24 protein-coding genes are annotated in these 24,330 nt (G+C 60.0%); 10 read left to right on the forward strand and 14 right to left on the reverse strand.

Going from position 1 to position 24,330, the window contains the following annotated elements:
• Positions 1-39 precede the first annotated feature (39 nt).
• Positions 40-837, forward strand: coding sequence for a DUF3658 domain-containing protein (locus tag AKL25_RS07005; RefSeq protein WP_050476910.1), 798 nt, complete (start codon positions 40-42; stop codon positions 835-837).
• 34 nt (positions 838-871) lie between these two features.
• On the opposite strand, the gene AKL25_RS07010 is transcribed toward AKL25_RS07005, so the two are convergent.
• From AKL25_RS07010 to AKL25_RS07020, 3 genes are all read right to left on the reverse strand, one after another.
• Positions 872-1,864 (reverse strand): Gfo/Idh/MocA family protein, encoded by a 993-nt coding sequence (locus tag AKL25_RS07010; RefSeq protein ID WP_050476911.1) that lies wholly within the window; start codon positions 1,862-1,864, stop codon positions 872-874.
• Between the two features lie 69 nt (positions 1,865-1,933).
• Positions 1,934-2,344, reverse strand: a complete 411-nt coding sequence (gene cueR / locus AKL25_RS07015) for a Cu(I)-responsive transcriptional regulator (RefSeq protein WP_050476990.1) — start codon at positions 2,342-2,344, stop codon at positions 1,934-1,936.
• A gap of 2 nt (positions 2,345-2,346) precedes the next feature.
• Positions 2,347-4,809 (reverse strand): heavy metal translocating P-type ATPase, encoded by a 2,463-nt coding sequence (locus AKL25_RS07020; protein WP_050476912.1) that lies wholly within the window; start codon positions 4,807-4,809, stop codon positions 2,347-2,349.
• A gap of 164 nt (positions 4,810-4,973) precedes the next feature.
• On the opposite strand from AKL25_RS07020, the gene AKL25_RS07025 reads away from it, so the two are divergent.
• Positions 4,974-5,171, forward strand: a complete 198-nt coding sequence (locus tag AKL25_RS07025; RefSeq protein WP_050476913.1) for a heavy-metal-associated domain-containing protein — start codon at positions 4,974-4,976, stop codon at positions 5,169-5,171.
• A 7-nt stretch (positions 5,172-5,178) separates the two neighbouring features.
• Here the strand turns inward: AKL25_RS07025 and AKL25_RS07030 are convergent, their stop codons facing one another.
• The 3 genes from AKL25_RS07030 to AKL25_RS07040 form a co-directional block, all read right to left on the reverse strand.
• The gene (locus AKL25_RS07030) at positions 5,179-6,348 is read right to left on the reverse strand and encodes a vWA domain-containing protein (protein ID WP_050476914.1); all 1,170 of its coding nucleotides are present in this window, start codon (positions 6,346-6,348) and stop codon (positions 5,179-5,181) included.
• Between the two features lie 22 nt (positions 6,349-6,370).
• Entirely contained in the window at positions 6,371-6,958 is a 588-nt protein-coding gene (locus AKL25_RS07035) for a GNAT family N-acetyltransferase (RefSeq protein WP_050476915.1), read from the reverse strand.
• 61 nt (positions 6,959-7,019) lie between these two features.
• Positions 7,020-7,874 (reverse strand): AAA family ATPase, encoded by an 855-nt coding sequence (locus tag AKL25_RS07040; RefSeq protein WP_050476916.1) that lies wholly within the window; start codon positions 7,872-7,874, stop codon positions 7,020-7,022.
• 228 nt (positions 7,875-8,102) lie between these two features.
• Here AKL25_RS07040 and AKL25_RS07050 point away from each other — a divergent pair, with 228 nt between their 5' ends.
• The 3 genes from AKL25_RS07050 (at position 8,103) to AKL25_RS07060 (ending at position 11,151) form a co-directional block, all read left to right on the forward strand.
• Positions 8,103-10,226 carry a site-specific recombinase gene (locus tag AKL25_RS07050; protein WP_050476918.1) on the forward strand — a complete coding sequence of 708 codons (2,124 nt, stop codon included), beginning with the start codon at positions 8,103-8,105 and terminating at the stop codon, positions 10,224-10,226.
• Positions 10,227-10,470: 244 nt separating this feature from the next.
• Positions 10,471-10,785, forward strand: coding sequence for a c-type cytochrome (locus AKL25_RS07055; RefSeq protein WP_050476919.1), 315 nt, complete (start codon positions 10,471-10,473; stop codon positions 10,783-10,785).
• A gap of 12 nt (positions 10,786-10,797) precedes the next feature.
• A complete protein-coding gene (locus tag AKL25_RS07060) occupies positions 10,798-11,151 on the forward strand; it encodes a c-type cytochrome (protein WP_050476920.1) in 354 nt (117 codons plus the stop codon).
• A gap of 117 nt (positions 11,152-11,268) precedes the next feature.
• Here AKL25_RS07060 and AKL25_RS07065 read toward each other — a convergent pair whose 3' ends face one another.
• Complete coding sequence (locus tag AKL25_RS07065) at positions 11,269-11,691, reverse strand: DUF1841 family protein (protein ID WP_050476921.1); 423 nt, start codon at positions 11,689-11,691, stop codon at positions 11,269-11,271.
• Between the two features lie 189 nt (positions 11,692-11,880).
• Between AKL25_RS07065 and AKL25_RS07070 the strand changes: the two genes are divergently transcribed.
• Positions 11,881-13,104: a branched-chain amino acid ABC transporter substrate-binding protein gene (locus tag AKL25_RS07070; RefSeq protein ID WP_050476922.1), complete on the forward strand. Its 1,224-nt coding sequence runs from the start codon at positions 11,881-11,883 to the stop codon at positions 13,102-13,104.
• A 39-nt stretch (positions 13,105-13,143) separates the two neighbouring features.
• Here the strand turns inward: AKL25_RS07070 and nth are convergent, their stop codons facing one another.
• The 5 genes from nth to fdxA all read right to left on the reverse strand — a co-directional run bounded on the left by nth (position 13,144) and on the right by fdxA (position 17,863).
• Positions 13,144-13,794: an endonuclease III gene (gene nth, locus AKL25_RS07075; RefSeq protein WP_050476923.1), complete on the reverse strand. Its 651-nt coding sequence runs from the start codon at positions 13,792-13,794 to the stop codon at positions 13,144-13,146.
• 16 nt (positions 13,795-13,810) lie between these two features.
• The gene (gene rsxB, locus AKL25_RS07080) at positions 13,811-14,539 is read right to left on the reverse strand and encodes an electron transport complex subunit RsxB (protein ID WP_240475675.1); all 729 of its coding nucleotides are present in this window, start codon (positions 14,537-14,539) and stop codon (positions 13,811-13,813) included.
• A gap of 159 nt (positions 14,540-14,698) precedes the next feature.
• The gene (locus AKL25_RS07085) at positions 14,699-15,934 is read right to left on the reverse strand and encodes a polyhydroxyalkanoate depolymerase (RefSeq protein WP_050476925.1); all 1,236 of its coding nucleotides are present in this window, start codon (positions 15,932-15,934) and stop codon (positions 14,699-14,701) included.
• 320 nt (positions 15,935-16,254) lie between these two features.
• Complete coding sequence (locus AKL25_RS07090) at positions 16,255-17,337, reverse strand: NAD(P)/FAD-dependent oxidoreductase (RefSeq protein WP_050476926.1); 1,083 nt, start codon at positions 17,335-17,337, stop codon at positions 16,255-16,257.
• 202 nt (positions 17,338-17,539) lie between these two features.
• Positions 17,540-17,863 carry a ferredoxin FdxA gene (gene fdxA / locus AKL25_RS07095; protein WP_007878247.1) on the reverse strand — a complete coding sequence of 108 codons (324 nt, stop codon included), beginning with the start codon at positions 17,861-17,863 and terminating at the stop codon, positions 17,540-17,542.
• A 403-nt stretch (positions 17,864-18,266) separates the two neighbouring features.
• On the opposite strand from fdxA, the gene AKL25_RS07100 reads away from it, so the two are divergent.
• The 4 genes from AKL25_RS07100 to AKL25_RS07115 all read left to right on the forward strand — a co-directional run bounded on the left by AKL25_RS07100 (position 18,267) and on the right by AKL25_RS07115 (position 23,330).
• The gene (locus tag AKL25_RS07100) at positions 18,267-19,427 is read left to right on the forward strand and encodes an ABC transporter substrate-binding protein (protein ID WP_050476991.1); all 1,161 of its coding nucleotides are present in this window, start codon (positions 18,267-18,269) and stop codon (positions 19,425-19,427) included.
• A 161-nt stretch (positions 19,428-19,588) separates the two neighbouring features.
• Positions 19,589-20,761, forward strand: a complete 1,173-nt coding sequence (pncB, locus tag AKL25_RS07105) for a nicotinate phosphoribosyltransferase (protein WP_050476927.1) — start codon at positions 19,589-19,591, stop codon at positions 20,759-20,761.
• 193 nt (positions 20,762-20,954) lie between these two features.
• Positions 20,955-22,328, forward strand: coding sequence for a sodium:proton antiporter (locus AKL25_RS07110; protein ID WP_205627222.1), 1,374 nt, complete (start codon positions 20,955-20,957; stop codon positions 22,326-22,328).
• Positions 22,329-22,346: 18 nt separating this feature from the next.
• A complete protein-coding gene (locus AKL25_RS07115) occupies positions 22,347-23,330 on the forward strand; it encodes a 2-hydroxyacid dehydrogenase (RefSeq protein ID WP_050476929.1) in 984 nt (327 codons plus the stop codon).
• Positions 23,331-23,431: 101 nt separating this feature from the next.
• Here the strand turns inward: AKL25_RS07115 and AKL25_RS07120 are convergent, their stop codons facing one another.
• Both AKL25_RS07120 and AKL25_RS07125 read right to left on the reverse strand, forming a co-directional pair.
• Positions 23,432-23,686, reverse strand: a complete 255-nt coding sequence (locus AKL25_RS07120; RefSeq protein ID WP_050476930.1) for an acyl-CoA-binding protein — start codon at positions 23,684-23,686, stop codon at positions 23,432-23,434.
• Between the two features lie 36 nt (positions 23,687-23,722).
• Positions 23,723-24,079, reverse strand: coding sequence for an FKBP-type peptidyl-prolyl cis-trans isomerase (locus AKL25_RS07125; protein ID WP_050476931.1), 357 nt, complete (start codon positions 24,077-24,079; stop codon positions 23,723-23,725).
• Between the last annotated feature and the right edge of the window lie 251 nt (positions 24,080-24,330).

Genomic DNA, 24,330 nt, shown 5'->3' on the forward strand with positions numbered 1-24,330 from the left:
GTCTTCCTGCAGCACGGGTGCTGCAGGAAACTTGTGTTTATGTACATCCGACAAAGGACGTTTGTGAAAGAGTTTCATTTAAGCGGCTCCGCCAGCGCAGCCGGCTCGATGCGTGTCGCTTTTCCGCGTGCGCACGTATTTAGCATCAAGGGCGATTGCAGTCTGGGACCTCTCGATGATGGCATTGCGAGAGCGGCTTTCTGGAATACGTTATACGGCGAGGAACATGGGTTCGAGGATGACTGCGGAGAACCGGTAACCGACTATTTCGCTCCCTGGCGCGAGCTGCAATCCATGTTCGAATCAACGCGCGATCATGGCGAGACTTACAGGATATATATCTGGCATAGCGCTAGCGGAGCGGAATACATATTTGTGAGGATGGCCTGCCATTGGCTGGCCGACAGCGGTCACCATCTGTATTCGGTCGCGGTGCCGGCACTGGACGGCGTTCATGCAACAGCTGCATGGTCGCCCAAGCAGTTGAAGAGGCAGATTGTAAATGCCGTACCGATATTGCCTTCAGTGCGCCGGCAATGGTCGCAGGAATTCACCGCCATCGCCGCGCGGCCGGAGATGCTGCGAGAGTGTGATGAGGCAGGCCTGCTGCATTTTCGCGAGATGCATGTGCATGACGATTATTTGCTGACGTATTGCCCGGCGCAATGGTGTAAGGCTGCAAAAGTCGTGGGTGAGGCGAATGGGCATGCCGATCCGCATTGGGTGAATTGCAATGCGTTCTGGAATTCGCGCTTGCTCCATCTCATCGATACCGGGCGCGTCGAGGCGGAAGGCGATCTCTCTGCCCTGCAGTGGTATCGCGTGCGCAGGAAATAAAACGCGCCAGACTGCCGGCAGTCTGGCATCGATGCTATACGAGATTGCCCAGAATGCTGTCCATCGCCCAGCTCGTATGCGCCGCCGAGCGGCCGGTCGACGGATGTTTGCCGGTGCCGCGCAAATGGTCGTGCATCTTGCGCACGTGATGGAGCTGGATGTTTTCCGGATGGGCAATCTCCAGTTGCTGCGTGCCGCCGGCATTGGTCAGCGTCAACGGCATATCGCCGAAAATCGAAAAAACGATCTTGCCTTCGCTGCCGGTGATCTCGACGTGGTCGATGCGCTCGAAGCTGCCGAAATTCCAGCTGCCGCTGCCGGTCACGCCGGAGGCATGCAGCCAGCTTGCGCTCACCGCATCCTTGGCGGAGTACAGTCCCTGCTGATTGGCGCTGCTGCCGGAAGCTTCCAGCATGTCGCCGAAATAGTGCGCGAACAGATTCAAGCCATGACTCGCCAGATCGTCGAAGTAGCCGCCCGGTGCAATCGTCGCATCGGTGCGCCAGTTATCGGCGCGACCGAGATCGGCGAGCGAAGGCGTGCGGCTGAACTGCCAGCTGACATGCCGCACCGCGCCTATCTTGCCTTCGTTGATCCAGCTCCTGATCTGCGCAAAGCGCGGCAGCGAGCGCCGGTAGTAGGCGACGAACAGCGGCAGGTTGCGCTCTTCGAAAGCGGCGCAGATGCTCAGGCACGCGTCGTAGCTCGGCGCCATCGGTTTTTCGATGCAGCAGGGTTTGTTCGCCGCCGCCACCTTGAGGGCGTAATGCAGATGCGTGTCGGGCGGCGTGGCGATGTAGACGGCGTCGATGTCGGGATCGGCGATCAGCGCGTCGGCGTCGCTGTAGTGTTTCGCCACGCCATGGCGCTGCGCATAGTCGGCGGCCTTGCCGGCGTCGCGGCGCATGACGGCATGTAGCGCGAAGCCGGGGGTCTTCTGATAGGCCGGACCGCTCTTGCGCTCGGTGACGTCGCCGCAGCCGATGATGCCCCAGCGGATGGTGTCGGGAAGATCGGTTTTTATCATGATGATCGATTCTTGTCGTATGGTCGGCGCTGATGGTGCCGGCCGGCGTCTTCAGATCGCACCATTACATCACGTCGCGTGCGCGCTGGGAAGCTCTGCGCCGAGCGCATCGAGTATCGGGCAATCCGGACGGTTGTCGCCATGGCAATCATGCGCAAGATGTTGCAGCGTCGACTTCATGGCTTGCAGTTCGCGGATCTTTGCGTCCAGCTCGGCGATGTGCTCGTTGGCCAGTTGCTTGACCTTGCGGCTCGGGCGAGACTGGTCCAGCCACAGTCCCATCAGGTCGGCGATCTGTTTCATCGAAAAGCCCAGCACGCGGCCTTGCCGGACAAAGCGCAGCAGATGCACGTCGCGCTCGCTGTAGATGCGGTAGCCGGCATCGGTGCGCGCGGCCTTGGGCACCAGGCCGATGTCTTCGTAATGGCGGATCATCTTTGCGGACACGCCGGATGCCTGTGCCGCGTCGCCGATATTCATGCTCATGCTGATTTTCCTTTAACGTCGTGCGGCCGCCAGCGCTTCAGCAGCAAGGCGTTGCTGACCACGCTCACGCTCGATATCGCCATCGCGGCGCCGGCGATCATCGGATTCAATAACCCGAAGGCCGCCAGCGGAATGCCGACGATGTTGTAGATGAAGGCCCAGAACAGGTTCTGGCGGATCTTGTCATAGGTGCGCCGCGAGATGTCGATGGCATCGGCCACCAGCGCCGGATCGCCGCGCATGAGCGTGATGCCGGCCGCCTGCATGGCGACGTCGGTGCCGGTGGACATGGCGATGCCGACGTCGGCCGCCGCCAGCGCAGGGGCATCGTTGATGCCGTCGCCGACCATGGCGACGCACTGCCTGTCCTTGCGCAAGTCCGTGATCGCCTGCGCCTTGTCGCCCGGCAGGACATTGGCGTGGAAGTCGTCGAGACCCAGTTCCTTCGCCACGTGCGCCGCCGCGCCCTGATTGTCGCCGCTTAGCATGACGGTGCGGATGTGCAGTTGATGCAGCCGGGCAATGGCTGATCGCGCGCTGCTTTTGATGGTGTCGCCGAAGGCCAGCAGCCCGAGCAGCTTGACGCCATGATCGCTATCTTCCTGCGCCAGCCATGAAATGGTGCGGCCTTGCAGCTCCAATTTGTTTGCAAGCGCTTCGAGTTCCGGCTGGCTGTCCGGCGCTGCGCCGAGTTCCTGCATCCAGCGCGCGCTGCCGAGATAGCTTTGGCGGCCATCGATCAGCGCCTGCGTGCCGCGTCCGGGTACAGCCTTGCTGTCGCCGGCATCGATCGGATGCAGCGCCTTGTTGCGCGCCGCATCCATGACGGCATGCGCCAGCGGATGTTCGCTGTGGCGTTGCAGGGCGGCAGCGAGGCCGAGCAGCTTGTCGTCGTCGTGATCGACGGCGTGCAACGCCGCCAGCACCGGCTTGCCTTCGGTCAGCGTGCCGGTCTTGTCGAAGGCGACGGTGCCGATGCGATGGGCGATTTCCAGCGCTTCCGCATCCTTGATCAGAATGCCGTAACGCGCCGCCACGCCGGTGCCGGCCATGATCGCCGTCGGTGTCGCCAGGCCGAGCGCACAAGGGCAGGCGATCACGAGCACCGCGACGGCGTTGAGCAGCGCCTGTTCCCAATTGTCGCCGATGAGGCCCCAGCCTATCAACGTCAGCAGCGCCAGCACCAGCACCACCGGAACGAATACGGCGCTGACCTGATCGACCAGGCGCTGTATCGGCGCCTTGGCCGCCTGCGCGTGTTCGACCATGCGGATGATGCGCGCCAGCACGGTCTCGGCGCCGATGGCGACGGTTTCGATCAGCAGCAGGCCGTCGCCGTTGATGGCGCCGGCGGTGACCTTGTCGCCGGGCTGTTTTTCCATGGGCAGGCTTTCGCCGGTGAGCATGGATTCATCCAGATGGCTGAGGCCTTCCTGTACGAGGCCGTCAACCGCCACGCGTTCGCCGGGACGCACGACGACCAGGTCGCCGATGCGGATGGACGACAGCGCAACTTCGCTGTCGACGCCGTCGCGCCGCACCGTCGCTTTGTCGGGACGCAGTGCATTGAGCGCGCGGATGGCATCGGCGGTCTGGCGCTTGGCGCGCGTTTCCAGCCATTTGCCGAGCAGTACCAGCGTGATCACGGCGGCCGACGCTTCGAAGTAGAAGTGGGCTGCGCCATGGCCGCCGTGTGGGTTTATCGATTGATTGAACAACTGATACAGCGACAGGCCGTAAGCGGCGCTGGTGCCGAGCGCCACCAGCAAGTCCATGTTGCCGGTGTGCGCTTTGACGGCGCGCCAGCCGGCACGGTAGAAGCGCGCCCCCAGCCAGAACTGCACCGGCGTCGCCAGCAGCAGTTGCCAGATGCCGGGCAATTGCCACGCTATGCCGAAGGGCATGAGCAGCATCGGCAGCATCAAGGGTGTGGTCAATATCGCAGCAACCGCGACCGGCCACCACGTCGGCAAGGCAGGGCGCGTCGGTTCCGTCTGTGCAATGGCCGGTAGTGTGGCGTTGTAGCCGGCGCGTTCGACGGCGGCGATCAGGATGTCCACGGGCACCGTGCCGGTGGTGGTCAGCGTCGCCTTTTCGCTGGCGAGGTTGACGGAGACTTCGCTGACGCCGGGAATTTTATGCAGCGCTTTCTCGACGCGGCCGACGCAGGAGGCGCAGCTCATGCCGGCGATGTCGAGTGTGATTTCTTCTTGCCTGACGTCGTAGCCGGCCTTGTGGACGGCAGCGATCAACTGATCGGCATGCACGCCGGATTCGGCTTGCACGGTGGCCCGCTCGGTTGCCAGGTTGACGCTGACATCGCGCACCGAGGGCACGGCGCGCAGGGCTTTTTCGACACGGCCGACGCAGGAGGCGCAGGTCATGCCTTCGACGGCGAGCGTCAGTTCCTGCAGGCGGGGTGAAGCGATGGAGGTGGGCATGGTGGACTTAGTGGACATGATGCTCTCATTGACGGTTTGATCATGGGTTGAGCATGATCCTTCCCATCATGGTAAGGTCAAGGCTTATTTTGACACGATTGGCGAGAATACGTGCTTGACCTTGCCCGCGGGGGAAGGTTTAAGCTGGCTTCATTCTCATCAACTGAAAAAAGGAAAGCATCATGCTGACATTCAAGGTCCAGGATATGACCTGCAACCACTGCGCGAGCGCCATCACGCGTGCCGTGAAGGAAGTGGACGCCAACGCCAGAGTCGACGTTCAGGTTGCCGAAAAGCGCGTCAACATCGACAGCGGCATGGCGGCTGCGGAATTTGCGGAAGCGATCAAGGAGGCGGGCTATACGCCGGTAGCGGCGTAACGCCTGGCTACTTGCTCAGCAAGCGCATCGCCCGTTCCAGACCCTCGATCGTCAGCGGAAACATGCGCTGACTCATCAGTTGCTGGATGATGGCGATCGATTGCCGGTATTGCCACAGGCCTTCCGGCTCGGGATTGAGCCAGGCGAAGTTGCTGAAGGTGCTGGTGAAACGCTGCAACCAGACCGCGCCGGCTTCGGCGTTGTTGTATTCGACCGAGCCGCCGGGCTGGACGATTTCGTAGGGGCTCATGGTGGCGTCGCCGACGAAGATCAGTTTGGTGTCCGGCGAGTACTTGTGCAGCAGGTCCCAGGTCGGGAAGCGCTCGGCATGGCGGCGGCGATTGTTCTTCCACACGTAGTCATAGACGCAGTTGTGGAAATAGAAGAACTCCATGTTCTTGAATTCGGTCTTGGCGGCGGAGAATAATTCTTCGGTGCGCGCGATGTGATCGTCCATCGAGCCGCCGACGTCAAACAGCATCATCACCTTGATGTTGTTGCGCCGTTCCGGCTGCATCTTGATATCGAGGTAGCCGGCATTGTTGGCGGTGGCGCGGATGGTGTCGTCTAGCGCCAGTTCCTCTTCGGCGCCGTCGCGTGCGAACTTGCGCAGGCGGCGCAGCGCGACCTTGATGTTGCGCGTGCCGAGTTCGCGTTCGCTGTCGTAATCCTTGTAGGTCCGTTCGTCCCACACCTTCACCGCGCTGCGGTTCCTGCTCTCGCCGCCGATGCGGATGCCTTCCGGGTTGTAGCCGCTGTTGCCGAAGGGCGAGGTGCCGCCGGTGCCGATCCACTTGTTGCCGCCTTCGTGGCGCTCGTGCTGTTCCTTGAGCAATTCCTTGAGCCGGTCCATCAGCTTGTCGTAGCCGAATTTCTCCAGCGCCGCTTTTTGCTCCGGCGTGAGTTCGCGCTGCAGGCGTTTCATCAGCCAGTCGAGCGGGATCTCGGGATTCTTGTCGAAGATGGTTTCTATGCCTTTGAAGTAGCTGCCGAAGGCCTTGTCGAATTTGTCGTAATTGGCTTCGTCCTTGACCAGCGTGATGCGTGCGAGGTAGTAGAAATCATCGATCGACGACGAGATGACGTTCTTTTGCATGGCTTCGAGCAGGATCAGGAACTCCTTGATGGAGACCGGGATCCGTGCATCCTTGAGCGTGAAAAAGAAGTCGATCAGCATACGAAAAATAGTTGAATCCGGATCAATGGCCGAGCTTGAATTGCAGATGGCGTTTGACCGACGGCCATTCGGATTCGATGACCGAATACACCACCGTATCGCGCAGCGAGCCGTCCGGCATGCGCTGATGATTGCGCAGGATGCCGTCCTGTTTGGCGCCGAGACGCAGGATGGCGGCGCGCGATTGCTGGTTCAGCCAGTGCGTGCGGAATTCGACGGCGATGCAGTGCAATGTTTCGAAGGCGTGCGTCATCAGCATCAGCTTGCATTCGGTGTTGATGCCGGTGCGCTGGGCGCTGGCGGCAGTCCAGGTCGAACCGATCTCGACGCGGCGATGTAGCGGGTCGGCGTTCATGTATGTCGTCATGCCGCACAAGCCGCCGGTGTCGTGGCGCCGCGTGACGAAGGGCAGCATCGAGCCTTGTTCCTGCAGCTTGAGGCGGCGTTCGATTTCGGCGCGCATGTTTTCCGGTTTGGGAATCGAGGTGTACCAGAGCTTCCACAGCTTGCCGTCGGATACCGCCGCAATCAGCGCATCGTGATGATCGAGCGACAGCGGCTCCAGCGTGGCGTACTGGCCTTTGAGCGTGATCGGGTGCAGGAACTGCATGGCGGACTCCCAGGGTTGGCGACGACGATGTAAGACGATTTACGGCAGATTGACGATCAGCTTATCGGTTATTGCGCGACATGAACACCAGGCGCTCGAACAGATGCACGTCCTGCTCGTTTTTCAGCAATGCGCCGTGCAGCGGCGGAATCACCGCCTTGCCGTCCTTGCTGTGCAGCGTTTCCGCCGGGATGTCTTCGGCCAGCAGCAGCTTGAGCCAGTCGATCAGTTCCGACGTCGAGGGCTTTTTCTTCAGGCCGGGGATGTCGCGCACTTCGTAAAAGGTCTGCAGCGCCTGCGCCAGCAGGTCGCGCTTGAGATGGGGAAAGTGCACGTCGACGATTTGCTGCATCGTGTCCTTGTCGGGGAACTTGATGTAGTGGAAGAAGCAGCGGCGCAGGAAGGCGTCCGGCAATTCCTTCTCGTTGTTCGAGGTGATGATCACCAGCGGGCGATGGCGGGCCTGCACCATCTCGCGCGTTTCGTAGACGTAGAACTCCATGCGGTCGAGTTCGCGCAGCAAGTCGTTGGGGAATTCGATGTCGGCCTTGTCGATTTCGTCGATCAGCAGGACTTGCGGTTCATCGGCGGTGAAGGCTTGCCACAGCACGCCCTTGACGATGTAATTGTGGATGTCCTTGACGCGCTCGTCGCCGAGCTGGGAATCGCGCAGGCGCGAGACGGCGTCATACTCGTACAGGCCTTGCTGCGCCTTGGTGGTCGATTTGATATGCCATTGCAGCAGCGGACGGTTGAGCGCGGCGGCGACTTCTTCGGCCAGCATGGTCTTGCCGGTGCCGGGCTCGCCTTTGATCAGCAGCGGGCGTTGCAGGGTCAGCGCGGCGTTGACGGCCAGTTTCAGGTCGTCGGTGGCAACATAGCTGGAGGAACCTTCAAATCGAGTTTCTTGTCGCATGGCAGGATGTCATCAGGACGAAAATAAATTCGAGTATAAAGTAGAACGCATCTTGCGATTCTTGATGAAGATTATTGATGAGATGCGTTCGACAAGATTGAAGGCTATTTTTCCCCGTTATTTGATTGAATTCACGCTTTTCATCCCCAAATACTACAGTTACGAGGTTCCGGCCGGCCTGCAGGGCAAGCCGGGATCCTTTTCCCTCATAAATACACAGAGTGAGGCATGAAGTTCCTTTTCCTTAAAATGCGCGTGATCTGGCGGCGCTTTCGCCATGGTCTGCAAGCGCGTTACGAACACCACGTCGACTATGCGCCGCAGCTGGAAGTGCTGATGCGGCGGGCCGATATCGACGCCGTCTGGCATGACCGCGCCAACTGGATGATCGACGTCGCCGAATGGCTGCGCCATCAGCCGAAAGTTTCTCTGCTCGATGCGGAAGGGCGCCGTCGCGTCAGGCATCAGCGCGTGCACGCCATGCTCGACTGGCTGGATGAACATCGCGACGTGCGGCGCCAGGTGCAGAATTGCCTGCAAAAGACGCTGCGCGAAGCCAGCGGGCCGGAACTGTTTTCGGTCACCGGTCTGCCGCACGAGTCGGCGTTTTTCAGCGAGCTGACCGAGCGCGCGTTCAAAATGGTGCTGCCGCGCCATTTGTCGGCGAGCGAGTTGCCGACCTTGTTTGCGGCGATGTTCCCCGATCCGGAAGACGCCGAATGGCTGCTTGAACTGGATCAGGAGCAGCAGGAACGTCTATGGAAGCTGGCCGCCGACGACGGTATCTCTCACGCCTACTGGCAGCAGATCGAAGAAGCGCTGACCTATCTGACCACCGTGGTCGTCGCCGACGGCATCAGCCCGGCGTTTCGTCAGCGGCTGGAGCCGAAGATGCCGCTGCAGGCAACGCCGTTCATGGCCTTGCGGCGCGAGATGGAAGCCTATCTGCGCGCCAGTCCGAACGATGAAGGCCCATTGCGCAGTGCGCGCATGCTGATTGCCGTGTGTCAGGAACAGACCGACCGCATCTACGCGCACCTGGACGAATACGGCGTGTCGGTGAGCCTGGTGTACCGGATCGAGCGCATGCGCGCGCAGCTCACGCGCATGGGACGCCTGATCGATGTGCGCTCGGCGACGTGGCGCGAGCCGGGCACAGGCGGCAGCGCCGGCCGCGTGCAATTGCTGCTGGCCGACCTGATCGCCGCGCATCACAGCCGTTCGTCGGTGCGCAGCCTGGTGCGTCGCAGCTTTGCGCTGCTGGCGCGCAAGATGGTCGAGCGCAGCGCCGATCATGGCGAACATTACATTGCGCGGGATCGTTCCGGTTACCGCGCGATGCTCAAGGCGGCTTGCCTGGGCGGCGTCGTGACGGCCTTCACCGTGCTGATGAAAATCGCGTTGGGCAAGCTGGGGCTGGCGCATTTCTTCGAAGGCGCCTTTGCCTCGATCAACTACGCGTTCAGTTTCCTCGTCATTGCCGCCATCGGCGGCGTCCTGGCGACCAAGCAGCCGGCGGTAACGGCGCCGGCGCTGGCGGCCAAGATGGGCGAGCTGGATACGGTCGACGGCCTGCGCGCCTTGCTGGGCGAGACGGCGATGCTGCTGCGCTCGCAGGCGGCATCGATCTTCGGCAATCTGACGGCGGTGATTCCGACCATGCTGCTGATCACGGCCGGCTTCACGCTGGCCTCGGGCACGACGCTGATGAGCCCGGAAAAGGCCGCCGGCGCCATGCACGATCTGTCGCTGATCGGGCCGACGCCCTTGTACGCGGCCTTGACCGGCGTCTTGCTGTGGCTGTCCAGCCTGGTGGCGGGTTTTGCCGACAACTGGTTCGCCCTGCGCCGTCTGCGCGAAGCGCTGGCGCACCAGCGGCGCCTGGTGCATGCGCTGGGGCCGGCCCGCGCAGCGCGCTGGGCGGCATGGCTGGAGCGTCACACGGCGACCATCGCCGGCAACGTCTCGCTGGGCGTCTTGCTGGGCATGACGCCGGTGCTGGCGGAATTCTTCGGCTTGCCGCTGGATGTGCGCCATGTCACGCTGGCTACCGGTACGCTGGTGGCGGCGTCCGCCAGCCTGGGCTGGAACGTACTTGCGACGCCGCCGTTCTGGCTGGCGGTGAGCGGCATCGTGCTGATCGGCGTGCTGAACGTCGGTGTGGCGTTTGCCAGCGCCATGGCCCTGGCGTTACGCGCGCGTGATATTCCGGCGCGGATACGACGAGTGGTTTTTCGTGCTGTGCTGCGACGATTTACTGCTTCGCCCTTGAGTTTTTTCTTCCCTGAAAAAGCTGCAAGCGCTGCTGCCAAGCCGGTTCCCAGCGAATCGGAAACGGAAGAAGAGCGCTGAAGCACCGCAATAAGAGAATAGTAAGCGCAAGGATGTTGTAATTTGGAGCGCCCCGACAGTTTGACTCGGGGCGCTGTTGGGGTAAAATCAACCGGTTTTTTGGCGTCGCAGGGGACGGGCGAGAATGCTTAAGCCGAAATGGTTGAGCCAATAATGTATAGCCAAACCTGTGGGACCAGCTTCGAACGGTGTCGTATTTCGACTTAGTTTGTGCCTTAGTTTGATTTTATTTACCCCTGCCAATATGAAAAAACTATTCGTACTGCTCGCTTTTGCGGGTGTTGCCAGCGCGGCTTCGGCCGTCGATCTTGCAGGTAACACCGGTAAGGTCAACGTGTCGATGTGCATCGGCTGCCACGGCATTCCCGGCTACAAAGCGACGTTCCCCGAGGTCTATCAGGTCCCCATGCTGGGCGGCCAATCCGCAAAATATATCGAAAACGCGCTGAAAGCCTATCAAAAGGGCGAGCGTAAGCATCCGTCCATGCAGGGTATCGCCGGTAGCTTGTCCGACAAGGATATCGCCGAGCTGGCTGCTTACTACTCACAGCAAAAATAAGGGAAGCACGAGATGAAAAAGATCATGACTTCGGCGGTTTTCGCCGCTTCTTTCCTTGTTTCCCTGAGCGCAGTGGCGGCCGGCAATGCCGAATCCGGCAAGCTGCTGACCGAGAAATACAATTGCGCTTCCTGCCACGGCAAGGATTTCAATTCACCGATCGATCCGTCCTATCCGAAACTGGCCGGGCAGCATCAGGATTACCTGCAGCACGCGCTGGTGGCGTATCGCCGCGGCAACGACGGTATGAACGGCCGTACCAACGCTATCATGTCGGGCCAGGCCAAGGCGCTGACCGACAAGGATATCCAGGACATCGCAGCCTATCTGCATGGCCTGCCGGGTTCGCTGGTGCTGGAAAAGTAAAAAGCCGGCGGCAACGCCGGTCCGCAATAAAAAAGCCACGGCATGCCGTGGCTTTTTTCATGGGCGCGTCATTTGCGTGTCATCTGCAGGGAGCAGACTCAGCAGATTGCTGCCAGCTCAGCGGCGCCGGATGCTTTCGATATAGGCGGCGCTGTCGGGCGGCAAGCCGCTGCGCTGGGAATTCCAGATGACCTCGCCCAGGCATTCCATGATCTCGTGCTGGGCTTCGTGCTCCGACCCCTTGCGTTGCGCCAGGGCCTGGAAGGCTTTGCGGATGCCGGGCGGCTGGTCGATGGAAATCTGCTCGCTGATCGACAGGTGCATAGACAGGTGCAGGAAGGGATTGGTCTGACCTTGCTCGACCGAATAATCGGCTTCCAGCGCGCGCTCGACATCGATGAGCTGGTCGTCGTACTCGGGGTGCTGGATGATCCAGTCGCGGGCGATGGCTTCGAGCGGGGTCAGGATCTGGTTTTCGCGATGTTTGCGGAAGGCTTCGCAAAAGAAGCGGCGCACATCGTGCTGGCTAGGGTTGAACATTGCGGCTGCTGGGACGACGTAAAGGCATCATTGTACGTCTTATCGCCGAAGTCTTCCCGCCGCCGGGTCCGGGCTTTCTCCGCCTGCCGCGCTCCACTGCGCCAAAATATTCCGGCTTGAGTTGTCGTGCGGTAATATGGACGCAGATGGCGAGGACACATCGCCACATTTCGGAAAGGGACGCCGATCATGAAACTCCGGTTTTGCACATGGCAGCAGCCTTTGCGGCTGGCCTTGTTGATGGGTGCGCTTTGCCTTGCAGCGAGCCCGGATACGCTTGCTTCGCTGAAAACGGACAAAGCGGAAAAGGCCGAGAAAGCAGAGAAGGCCGGCAAGGAAGCGCAGACGGTACTGATCGGCTATGCCGGGCCGCTGAGCGGCATGTCGTCCGGCGTCGGCAAGAGCATGGCCAACGCGGCTCAACTGGCCGTGGATGAGGCCAACAAGCGCGGCTTGCAGATCCAGGGCAAGCCGGTCTTGCTGCAATTGCTGCTGCAGGACGATCGCACCAATCCCCGCACTGCCGAATTCATCGCCCGCTATCTCGCCAAAACCGGCGTGGTAGGCGTGATCGGTCATTGGAACAGCGCCGCCAGTCTGGCGGCGGCACCCATCTACAATGCTGCCGGCGTGATCCAGATATCGCCCGCCACCATGAGCACGCTCTATACGCAGCAGGGCAATCGCGCCGCCTTTCGCACCATCGGCAACAACGGCAGCGCCGGCAGCTACACCGCTGACTACGCGGTGAAAGTCCTGCAGACCAGGCGCGTTCTGGTGGTCGACGACGGCACGCCGTTCGGGCGCGGCTTTGTCGAGCAATTCAGCCGTACCGCAAAGGAGCAGGGAGCGCAGATTGTGGGAGCGCATACGGTCAGCGACAAGACCTCGGACTTCAACGCGGTGCTGGCAGACGCGCTCAGATTGCGTCCCGACGCGGTCTTGTTCGGCGGTCTGGACATGCAGGCTTCGACATTGGCGCGCGCCATCAAGCGCAGCAAGCTGCAGACGCGTTTCATCGGCGCCAGCGGCACCGTCGGTCTGCCGTTTCTGAAGGCTGCGGGCGCCGACGGCAACGGCAGCATTGTGCTGGAGCCGGGGCTGCCGACGGAGAAGATGCCGGGCTGGAAGAGTTTTGAAAAGAACTACATGCAGAAATTCGACAGCAATATCGATTTGTACGCGCCGTTCGCCTACGACGCCACACAGGTATTGATCGCCGCCATGCGTCAGGCCAACTCGGTGGATCCGAAAAAGGTGGCGGAAGCGCTGCACGACATCCGTTTTGCCGGCATGACGGGAACGATTTCCTTCAATCACGAAGGCGATCTCAACAACCCGACCTTTACCATCTACGAAGTGCAGAACCAGAGCTGGGTGGTGCGCAAGATCATCTCCGGCAGCGTGAATTAGCCGCACATTGAGCCGCACCTTGCACGCAGCGGATGACGCTCAGACGCCCTTTTGCGGCAGCGGCGTCTTTTGTTTGAATTCGCACAGGTCGGCGATGATGCAGTTCCAGCACTGCGGTTTGCGCGCGATGCAGGTATAGCGGCCGTGCAGGATCAGCCAGTGGTGGGCATCCTGCAAAAATTCCGGCGCGACGAATTTCATCAGCTTGCGCTCGACTTCATCGACGTCTTTGCCCGGTGCAATACCGGTGCGGTTGGAGACGCGGAAAATATGCGTGTCGACGGCAATGGTGGGATGGCCGAAGGCCGTATTCAGCACCACGTTGGCAGTCTTGCGGCCGACGCCGGGCAAGGCTTCCAGTTCTTCGCGCGTCTGCGGCACTTCGCCGCCGTGCTGTTCCAGCAGGAGGCGGCAAGTCTCGATCACGTTCTTGGCCTTGGTGCGGAACAGGCCGATTGTCTGGATATAGGGAATCAGTTCATCCACCCCCAGCTTGTAAATTTTGGCGGGCGTATTGGCGACCGGATACAGCTTGCGCGTGGCCTTGTTGACCGAGACGTCGGTGGCTTGCGCCGACAGCAGCACGGCGATCAGCAGCTCGAACGGCGTGGTGTATTCCAGCTCGGTGGTCGGGGTCGGATTGGCTTGACGCAGGCGGGTGAATATTTCGCGGCGCTTTTCGCTGTTCATGGCTGGGCTTGGCTATTTAATGTGGCTTGGCTGTCGGAGTACTGTCGGCTGCTGCGGCTTGTTCTTTCTTCAGGCGTGCGCGTTCGATGGCGGCCTGGATGATGGCTTTTTTGCGCTCTTGTTCGGCTTTTTCTTCGGGCGAGAGCGCGTTTGCCGACTCAACTTCTTTCAGTTTCGCAGCAGCCTTGGCGGCAAGGCGGGCGTCATTTTCTTCCTTCTCGCGGCGCAGGCGGAAGCTGCGGAAATCATGCTGCGCGCGCGCCGCGTCTGCTTGTGCTTGCGACCAGGCGTCCCAGCCGGTCTTGCCGGGCGTAACGTCGACCATGGCGATGCAATCGACCGGGCAGGGCGCGACGCACAGATCGCAGCCGGTGCAGGCATCCGCCAGCACGGTGTGCAGTTGCTTGGCGGCGCCGACGATGGCGTCGACCGGGCAGGCCTGGATGCACAGCGTGCAGCCGATGCAGACGGCTTCATCGATGACGGCGCGCGTGCGGCTGCGCTCGACGCCGTTGGCCGGGTTGAGCGGCAACAGCGGGCGTTCCAGCAATTGCGCGAGGCGGGCGATGCCTTCGGCGCCGCCGGGCGGGCATTGATTGTAGGAGGCGCTGCCGTCAGCGATGGCTTCTGCGTACGGCCGGCAGGCAGGATAGCCGCACTTGCTGCATTGGGTTTGCGGCAGCAGGTTTTCGATCTGGTCGGCGAGTGACAGGACAGCGGGAGAAGACACGGTGAATAGCAGCAGTAGTAAGCGGTAGTAATAAGCTGCGCCGCAGACGGCGCAAAGGACCCGGAGCCGTATTATCCGGGAAACCGGCCTGGCGTGGGAAACCGTCGGGCAATAAAAAAGCCTTTGCCGGCTGCCGGCAAAGGCTTTTTCAGCTTTTCAGTGCAGCGCCAGGTATCAGGAATTTGCCTGGATGAATTCGCCGATCTTCGGACAGATGACTTCGCGCCAGCGGCGACCCGAGAAAATCCCGTAGTGGCCGCACTTCGGTGCAGTGAAATGCTGCTTGCGCGCCTTTGGAATCGACGAGCACAGGTCTTGCGCCGCCTGGGTCTGGCCGGAGCCGGAAATGTCGTCCAGTTCGCCTTCGATGGTGAACAGCGCTACCGACTTGATGTCTTGCGGACGCACGGTCTTGCCGTCGATTTCCCAGGTGCCCTTGGGCAGGTCGAAGTCTTGGAACACGATCTTGATGGTTTCCAGGTAGAACTCGGCCGGCATGTCGAGCACGGCGTTGTATTCGTCGTAGAACTTGCGATGGCTTTCCGCCGACTCGTCGTCGCCGTCGCGCAGGTGCATGTAGAAGTCCCAGTGGCTCTCGGCATGGCGGCGCGGGTTCATGGCGACGAAGCCGGCGTGCTGCAGGAAGCCCGGATAGACCTTGCGGCCGAAGCCGGGATAATTCGGCGGCACGCTGTAGATGACGGTGTTTTCAAACCAGCTGAACGGCTTTTCGGTCGCCAGGTCGTTGACCGCGGTCGGCGATTTGCGCGCATCGATCGGGCCGCCCATCATGGTCATGCTCTTGGGCAGCTTGGGATCGTTGGCGCTGGCCATCAGCGCAATCGCCGCCAACACCGGCACGGTCGGCTGGCACACCGAGATGACGTGGACATCAGGACCCAGCGTGCGGATGAAGTCCTGAATGTAGTAGACGTAATCGTGCAGGTGGAAGGAGCCTTTATCCATCGGCACCATGCGCGCATCGGTCCAGTCGGTGATGAAGACGTCATGGTTCGGCAGCAGGCCGCGCACGGTGTCGCGCAGCAACGTGGAATGGTGGCCGGACAGCGGCGCGACCAGCAGCACGGTCGGCTGTTTGAGCGCGGCCAGTTGCTTGGTTTCCAGATCCTTGCGGAAGTGGATCAGGCGACAGAACGGCTTGGTTTCGGCAACTTTTTCGATGATATCGACGGTCTTGCCGTTGATTTCGGTCGATTCGATCTGGAATTCGGGTTTTTCGTAGTCTTTGCCGAGGCGGTAGAGCAGTTCGTAACCGGCGGCGATGCGTTGTGCAAAGGGCGTGTGGGCAAGCGGTGAAACAGGATCCGAGAACAGCTTGGCTGAGGTTTCCGCCCACTGCATCAATGGGTTGAGAAAGGTGCGGTTTAATTCATGAAGTTGATAAAGCATGGCTGACCTTTACACATATTACGCATGAAGCTGGCTGACGGGTCCGGGGCGGCATTGTGTGCTGCCCAGACAAAAAACCTTGCTATGTTGCAATGCAATATTTTAACACGCTTTGGTCTTACCTGTGATTCTACGGCGGATGATAATAACTGAAATGTCGACAAAGAATTTTCAGGTTGTTGAATAAATTGGTTCTTTTATTCAACGATTTATAGCGACATTATCGGCGTCCGAATGTGTTGCTTGAGCTTATATCGGGACGACCGGAAAAGAAAAAAGCCCCAATCCAGAGGAGAGGGGCTTTGGGCAATAGTTTCGCGTTAATCGAAAACCGGTGTTTCCACGCCGAGGATCTTGTGCAGTTTCGGCGACGTTGTCGTGTATTGCATGTGGATCTTCTTTTCCGGGAAGATGTACGGCGCTGCGCCGAAGGCCGCCAGCGCGGCTTCGTGGAAGCCCGACAGGATCAGCTTCTTCTTGCCTGGATAGGTATTGATGTCGCCGACCGCGAAGATGCCCGGAACGTTGGTTTCGAACTTTTCGGTGTCGACCACTTTCAACTGCTTGCGCTCGATGTCCAAGCCCCATTCGGCGATCGGGCCCAGTTTTGGCGACAAACCGAAGAACACCAGCAGCATGTCCAGCGGCAGGCGGCGGGTGACGCCGTCGGCGCCGGTGACCTTGATTTCGGACAGCTTGCCGTCCTTGGCTTCAAAGCCGGTGGCCTGGCCGACCAGGAATTGCATTTCGTACTGTTCGCACAGTTCCTTCATCTTGGCCACCGATGCCGGCGCCGCGCGGAATTCTTCGCGACGGTGCAGCAGCACGACGGATTCGGCCTTGCCGACGAAGTTCAGCGCCCAGTCCAGCGCGGAGTCGCCGCCGCCGCAGATGACGATGTTCTTGCCTTCGAACTGGGCCGGATCCTTGACGCGGTAGAACAGTTGCGAGCCGTCGAAGGCTTCGATGCCGTCGACCTTCAAGGTGCGCGGCTGGAACGAACCCACGCCGGCGGCGATGAAGATGGTCTTGGTGATGAATTTGGTGCCGGCGGATGTTTCGAGGTCGAAACGGCCGTCTTCGCGCTTTTGCACGACGGTGACTTCCTGGCCAAGATGGAAGACCGGGTCGAACGGTTCGATTTGCTTGAGCAGATTGTCGGTCAGTTCCTGGCCGGTGCAGACAGGCACGGCGGGGATGTCGTAGATCGGCTTGTCCGGGTACAGTTCGACGCATTGGCCGCCGACATTGGCGAGCGAGTCGATGACGTGCGCCTTGATTTCCAGCAGGCCCAGTTCGAATACCTGGAACAGGCCGACAGGGCCCGCGCCGACGATGACGGCATCGGTTTCGATCGGCGTTGTTTTGCCGGCGTCAGCGGCCGCAATCTTGAAGTTGTCCATAAAAATCCAATTCCCGTTTCAGTTGAGAGGTGTTTCCAGACTCAATTGGCTACCGGCCAAGGCAGGTTTGCGCGGCATGGTGCTACTGCCTGTGCATTCCCGATCTTGGCTATATGGCTAGAGGTGAAGGCTGTGTTCGTGCCGCCGGGGCCGGATGGATATCGAAATCCGATATCCATCCGGCTGCCGGCCGGTGCATCGCTTAGCGTTGCAGGAACTCCAGTTTGTTCTTGGCGTCTTTCCATTCCTCGGCTTCCGCCAGGGGAGCCTTGGTCTTGGTGATGGAAGGCCAGTTGCGCGCCAGTTGCTCATTGAGCTTGATGAATTCTTGCTGATCGGCCGGGACGTCTTCTTCCGCATAGATCGCATTGACCGGGCATTCCGCAACGCAAACGGCGCAGTCGATGCACTCGTCCGGATCAATCGCGAGAAAATTCGGGCCTTCGCGGAAGCAATCAACCGGGCATACATCAACGCAGTCCGTATAACGGCAGCGGATGCAGGAGTCGGTGACAACGTGGGTCATAACAGTCCTATCTGTAAAATTTCTTTAAAACCGATGTCAAACTCAGCCGGATTTAGTGGCAATATGGCGCGCAATGTGTCGCGCAATGTGTCACGATTATGCAGCGATTCATTTGCGCATGCATTGTTGCCGCTGCGTTTGCGGATCGGGAGCGCCTTTCAAGGCTGACTCGGCGCAAATTCGCTGCTTGCGAACAATTCCTATCTAACCGGCTGGAAAGCCTTGTATTTTAAGGCAATTCAACTTTTCTCACAAATGAGGCTTATACAGATTACGTATAAGTAAATATGAAATATTCATTCGCCAAAGGACAGGTTTAAAAGTGCACGCCGGATATACAAAAACAAAAGTACGGCTCGGCCGCCTGACCAGCCCGACCAGCCTTGTTGCTGCCTGTCTGCTCATGCTGACGGCAATTGCGCAAGCACAGAACATCCGCATCGGCGAGATCAACAGCTACAGCGGCGTACCGACCTCGAGCCAGTCCTACCACAACGGCGCCGAGCTGGCCGCAGCGGAAATCAATGCCGCAGGCGGCGTGCTGGGGCGCAACATCGAGCTGGTGTCGCGCGACGACACCGGAATCCCCGATGAAGCCGTCAAGCATGCCGAGCAGTTGATCAGGACCGACAAGGTCGACGTGCTGAGCGGCTCGATGCTGTCGAACGTGGCGTTGGCGGTTTCCAGGGTGGCGGCTTCGGAGAAAAAGCTGTTCCTCGTCGGCGACGCCTTGTCGGACGCGATCACCCTGGACAAGGGCAATCGCTACACCTTCCGCCTGCGCCCGTCGACCTATATGCAGGCGGCGATGCTGGCCGAGGCGGCCGCCAGGCTGCCGGGCCGCCGCTGGGCCATCATTGCGCCCAATTACGAATACGGCCAGAGCGCCGTTGCCAATTTCAAGCTGCTGCTGAAGGAACGTCGTCCCGATATCGAGTTCGTCGCCGAGCAATGGCCTGCCATGGGCAAGCTCAAGGCCGCGGAAGCGGTGAGGGTGTTGCGCCAGGCGCGTCCGGACGCGATTTTCAACGCGACTTTCGGCACCGACTTGCAGCAGTTTGTGGAAGAGGGAAGCCGGCAGGGTTTGTTTGCGACAAGCACTGTGTACTCGATGTCGGCCGGCGAGGCGCTGGGCGACATGCTGGCCCAGTATGACGCGGTGCGTAACTGGGTCGTGTTGGGCTATCCGCCCGACCAGATTGCCACGCCCGAACATCAGCGCTTCCGCGAGGCGTATCTGAAGCGCTATGGCGAAAAACCGCACCAGGCGGCAATCTTCGGCTACAGCACCATCATGGCGATTGTGTGCGGCATGAAGAAAGCCGGTTCGACCGACTCGGACAAGCTGGTGACGGCCATGCGCGGCATGAACATGGATACCCCGGTCGGCCCGGTAGTGTTCCGTGTACAGGATCAGCAATCCAGCATGGGCGCCTTTGTCGGCACCCTGGGCTACAAGGACGGACGCAGCCCATCGAGCGACTGGCGCTATCTGGACGGCACGCGCTACATGCCTGACGAGACCTACGTCAAAGGCCGTCGCCCGGCTTCGGCAATGCGATAAGGCGGGCGCCGTTTGCGTGGCAGGGAGGTGTGGTCGATGTTCCGGTCATGCCTGATGAAAATAAACCATGCGTGCAGGCGGGGCACCTTCGGTCCTATCCAAGGTAAGATAGTGCCCCTTGTATCCTCTATCGCACACGTGGTGGTGCGTCGCCAGGTCCCATGATTATTTCTTCTTTGCTCGATACCGATCTGTACAAATTCACCATGATGCAGGTCGTGCTGCATCATTTTCCCGGTGCCCAGGTCGAATACCGATTCAAATGCCGCAATGACGATGTCGACCTGACCCCCTACATCGACGAGATCAAGGCGGAAATCGCCGCGCTGTGCCGCTTGCGTTTCCAGGAGTCGGAACTGGCCTACCTGCGCAGTTTCCGCTTCATCAAAAGCGACTTCGTCGACTTCCTCGAACTCTTCCATCTCAACGAAAAATACATCAGCGTCACGCCGTCGCCCCTCAACAACGGCGAGATCGACATCCAGGTCAAAGGCCCGTGGCTGCACACGATCCTGTTCGAAGTGCCGGTGCTGGCGATCGTCAACGAAGTCTATTTCCGCGCTACCCAGCGCGCGCCCGATTATGAAACCGGCCGCACGCGCCTGCGCGACAAGATCGCGCTGCTGACCGACAATCCTTTGCTGGAAGGCTGCAAGATCGCCGACTACGGCACGCGCCGCCGTTTTTCGCGCAGCTGGCATGCGGAAGTGATCCTGGCGATGAAGGACAGCATGGGCAGCCATTTTGCCGGCACCTCCAACGTGCAGTTCGCCATGCAGCACGACCTGACGCCGCTGGGCACGATGGCGCATGAGTATCTGCAAGCCTGCCAGGCGCTCGGCCCGCGTCTGCGCGACTCCCAGATCTACGGCTTCGAAATGTGGGCGCGCGAATACCGCGGCGACCTCGGCATCGCCTTGTCGGACGTGTACGGCATGGATGCGTTCCTGCGCGATTTCGACATGTATTTCTGCAAGCTGTTCGATGGCGCGCGCCACGATTCCGGCGACCCGTTTGAATGGGGCGAGCGCTTGCTGGAGCACTACAACAACAACCGCGTCGACGCCAAGAGCAAGGTGCTGGTGTTCTCGGACGGCCTCGATTTCGACAAAGTGGTGTCGCTGTATCTGCGCTTCAAGGATCGCGCAAAAGTCGCCTTCGGCGTCGGCACCAACCTGACCAACGACCTCGGTTACACGCCGCTGCAAGTCGTCATGAAAATGGTGCGTTGTAACGGCCAGCCGGTCGCCAAATTATCCGACACGCCGGCCAAGAACATGTGCGACGACGAAGCTTATGTGAAGTATCTGCGGCAGGTGTTCGAGATCAAGTAGGGGCCTGCGGCGGTGCAATTTCGCAAGGGAATTGCACGAGTTGAAATATTTTAAGGCAAGCCGATTCCGGTCATGGGAGCCGGTCTTGCTGGTATAGTGTGCCCTCGACCGATTCGGCTTTTTTCTCGATTCCACAGGGCTAAAATTGCGCAAAAAACTCCTCACAACCTCGGCCTCCCTGGCCCTCGTCTTACTGCTTCCCAACCTGGCTTTCGCGGCCGATGTTGATGGCAGTACCTTGTCTGTGTTGTGGGGGATTCCCTTCATCGGGCTGTTGTTGTCGATTGCACTCGGACCTTTGCTGTTCGAGCACTTCTGGCATCATCACTACGGCAAGATTGCGATCGCCTGGGGACTGGCCTTCTTGCTGCCGTTCGCTGCCGTGTTCGGCGGATATGCGGCAGCGGCCGGTACGGTGCACGCCTTGCTGGCGGAGTACATTCCTTTCATCGCCTTGCTGACGGCGTTGTTCGTCGTCGCCGGCGGCATCTGCGTGCGCGGCAACTTGCACGGTACGCCGGCGCTCAATACCGGTTTGCTTGCACTGGGCACCGTGCTGGCCAGTTTCATGGGGACGACGGGCGCTTCGATGCTGCTGATTCGTCCGCTGATCCGCGCCAACGACAACCGCAAGCATGCCGTGCACATCGTCGTGTTCTTCATCTTCCTCGTGGCCAATGCGGGCGGTTCGCTGACGCCGCTGGGCGATCCGCCGCTGTTCCTGGGTTTCCTGAAGGGCGTGGATTTCTTCTGGACCATGCAGCATATTTTTCCGGAGACGCTGTTCGTCTGCATTTCATTGCTGGCGATCTTCTACCTGCTGGACCGGCACTACTATCTGAACAAAGAGGAAGAGTTGCCGCCCGCGCTCGACCCTACGCCGGATTCCCGTATCCGCTTCGAAGGCAAGATCAACTTCGTCTTGCTGTTGGCGGTCATCGGCCTGGTGCTGATGAGCGGCTTCTGGAAGTCGGGCGTGGAATTTTCCATCATGGGCACGCCGGTTGAATTGCAAAGCCTCTTGCGCGATGTGGCGCTGGTGGCCGTGATCTTGATTTCGCTGTGGGTGACGCCGAAGTCGGCGCGGGAAGGCAATGATTTCGCCTGGGGGCCGATTGCCGAAGTGGCGAAATTGTTTGCCGGGATTTTCATCACCATCACCCCCGTCATCGCCATGCTCAAGGCCGGCGAGGCAGGCGCCTTCGGCGTGGTTGTGCGCGCCGTGACGGGCGCCGACGGGCAGCCGATCAATGCCATGTACTTCTGGATTACCGGTTTGCTGTCGTCCTTCCTCGACAATGCGCCGACCTATCTGGTTTTCTTCAATACCGCCTCCGGCGACGCCAAGACCTTGATGACGACGCTGTCGTCGACGCTGGCTGCGATTTCGGCGGGGGCCGTGTTCATGGGCGCCAACAGCTACATCGGCAATGCGCCCAACATGATGGTCAAGGCCATTGCAGAAGAGCGCGGGATCAAGATGCCATCGTTCTTCGGTTATATGGTGTGGTCGTTCGCGATTCTGATGCCGCTGTTCATCGTGATGACCTTCATCTTCTTTGTTTAACGATAAAAAGAGACAAGCATGAAACCTAAGATTTTTGTGGCCCGCGCGGTGTTTCCCGAAGTGCTGGAGCGCCTGGCGCAACATTTCGAGGTCGAATCGAATCAGGAAGACCGCATCTTTCCAGCGGACGAGTTGCTGGAAAAAGTGCGCGGCAAGGATGGCCTGTTTTCCACGCCCAGCGAACCGGTGACTGCTGCGCTGTTTGCCGCCAATCCGCAACTGAAGGCGGTGTGCAACATGGCCGTCGGCTACAACAACATCGATGTCGCCGCCGCGACCAAAGCCGGTGTACAGGCTACCAACACGCCTGACGTGCTCAACGAAACCACCGCCGATTTCGGCTGGGCCTTGCTGATGGCGACCGCGCGCCGCGTGACGGAATCGGAGCATTGGCTACGGGCCGGCCATTGGAAGAAATGGAGCTACGACAGCTTCACCGGCCCGGATGTCCATGGCTCCACACTGGGCATCATCGGCATGGGCCGCATCGGCCAGGCGATTGCCCGCCGCTCGATGGGCTTCGACATGAACGTGATTTATCACAATCGCTCGCAACTCTCCTCGGAGCTGGAGGCGCGCGCCAACAAGGCGCGCTACGTCGGCAAGGAAGAGTTGCTGCGTACTGCCGACCACGTGATCCTGGTATTGCCGTACTCGAAAGAGTCGCATCACACCATCAAGGCGGCCGACATCGCCCTGATGAAACCGCAGGCGACGCTGATCAACCTGGCGCGCGGCGGCATTGTCGATGATGCCGCGCTGATCGCCGCCTTGCGCGACAAGAAAATCGCGGCGGCGGGGCTGGACGTGTTTGAAAACGAACCGGCCTTCAATCCGGACTTCCTCGGTTTGTCGAACGTGGTGCTGACGCCGCATATCGCCAGTGCTTCGACGCCGACCCGGCTGGCGATGGCCAATTGCGCGGCCGATAACCTGATTGCGGCGCTGTCGGGGCAGACGCCGCCGAATCTGCTGAATCGGGACGTGCAGCCGAAGCGCTGAGGCATGTTGCCGCTTGGATAATAAAAAACCCGCCGAGGCGGGTTTTTTATTGTGCTGGTCCTGAACGACGGAAACCGCGAGGCATTCTTCCGCCCTCGATTTCAGCCTTTCAGATCGGCGATCAGATCGATGTACTGCTGTTGCGCCTCTTCCTGAGGCACGCCCTTGACGGCTGCCCATGCATCCCATTTGGCGCGCGCCACAAAGTCGGTCATGCCCGGACGTTCGCCTTGCACGTCGCCGCTGCTGCCTTGCTTGTACAGGCCGTACATCTTCAGCAGCGTCATGTTGTCGGGGCGCTCCGACAGGTTCTTGGACTCCGCCACGGTTTGCTCAAATTGTTCCTGCAGACTCATCGTCTTCTCCTTGAATGGATATCAGGCTAAACGGACTCAGACAGCCAGCAGTTCGACTTCGAAAATCAGCGTTGCGTTCGGTGGAATCACGCCGCCGGCGCCGCGTGCGCCATAACCCAGCGAGGCGGGAATGATCAGCTTGCGGATGCCGCCGACCTTCATGCCCTGGACGCCTTCATCCCAGCCCTTGATCACATGGCCTGCGCCCAAAGGGAACGCAAATGGATCGTTGCGGTCTTTACTGGAGTCAAATTTGCTGCCGGCGCTGCCGTCCGGGTTTTGCAACCAGCCGGTGTAGTGCACGCTGACATGGTTTCCGGCTTTGGCTTCGTCGCCTGTGCCAACCTGGATTTCTTCGTATTGCAGTCCAGAGGAGGTAGCGATAGTGGACATTTTTTTCCTTTCAAAGAGTATGTTTGTGCCGTCGGCCGGCAACTGATTAGCTGTATTTTTAGCCGCGCGTTCGGGAGGTCGGACCTTTGAAAGGCCCGGTTTCCCTATGTTCTGCGCATCTGCATGCTGCGTTACTGAACGGGGTTGGTCGCAGTGTAAACCAAAACATACCGTTGAACATCCTCTCGTGTCAGCCGAATCGGCATCAGAGGCGTTATGTGCCCTGGGGCGTGCTGTCACAGATGTTACGC

Origin of the sequence: Herbaspirillum rhizosphaerae (assembly GCF_001189965.1) — a bacterium.
GTDB classification, from domain to species: domain Bacteria; phylum Pseudomonadota; class Gammaproteobacteria; order Burkholderiales; family Burkholderiaceae_D; genus Herbaspirillum; species Herbaspirillum rhizosphaerae.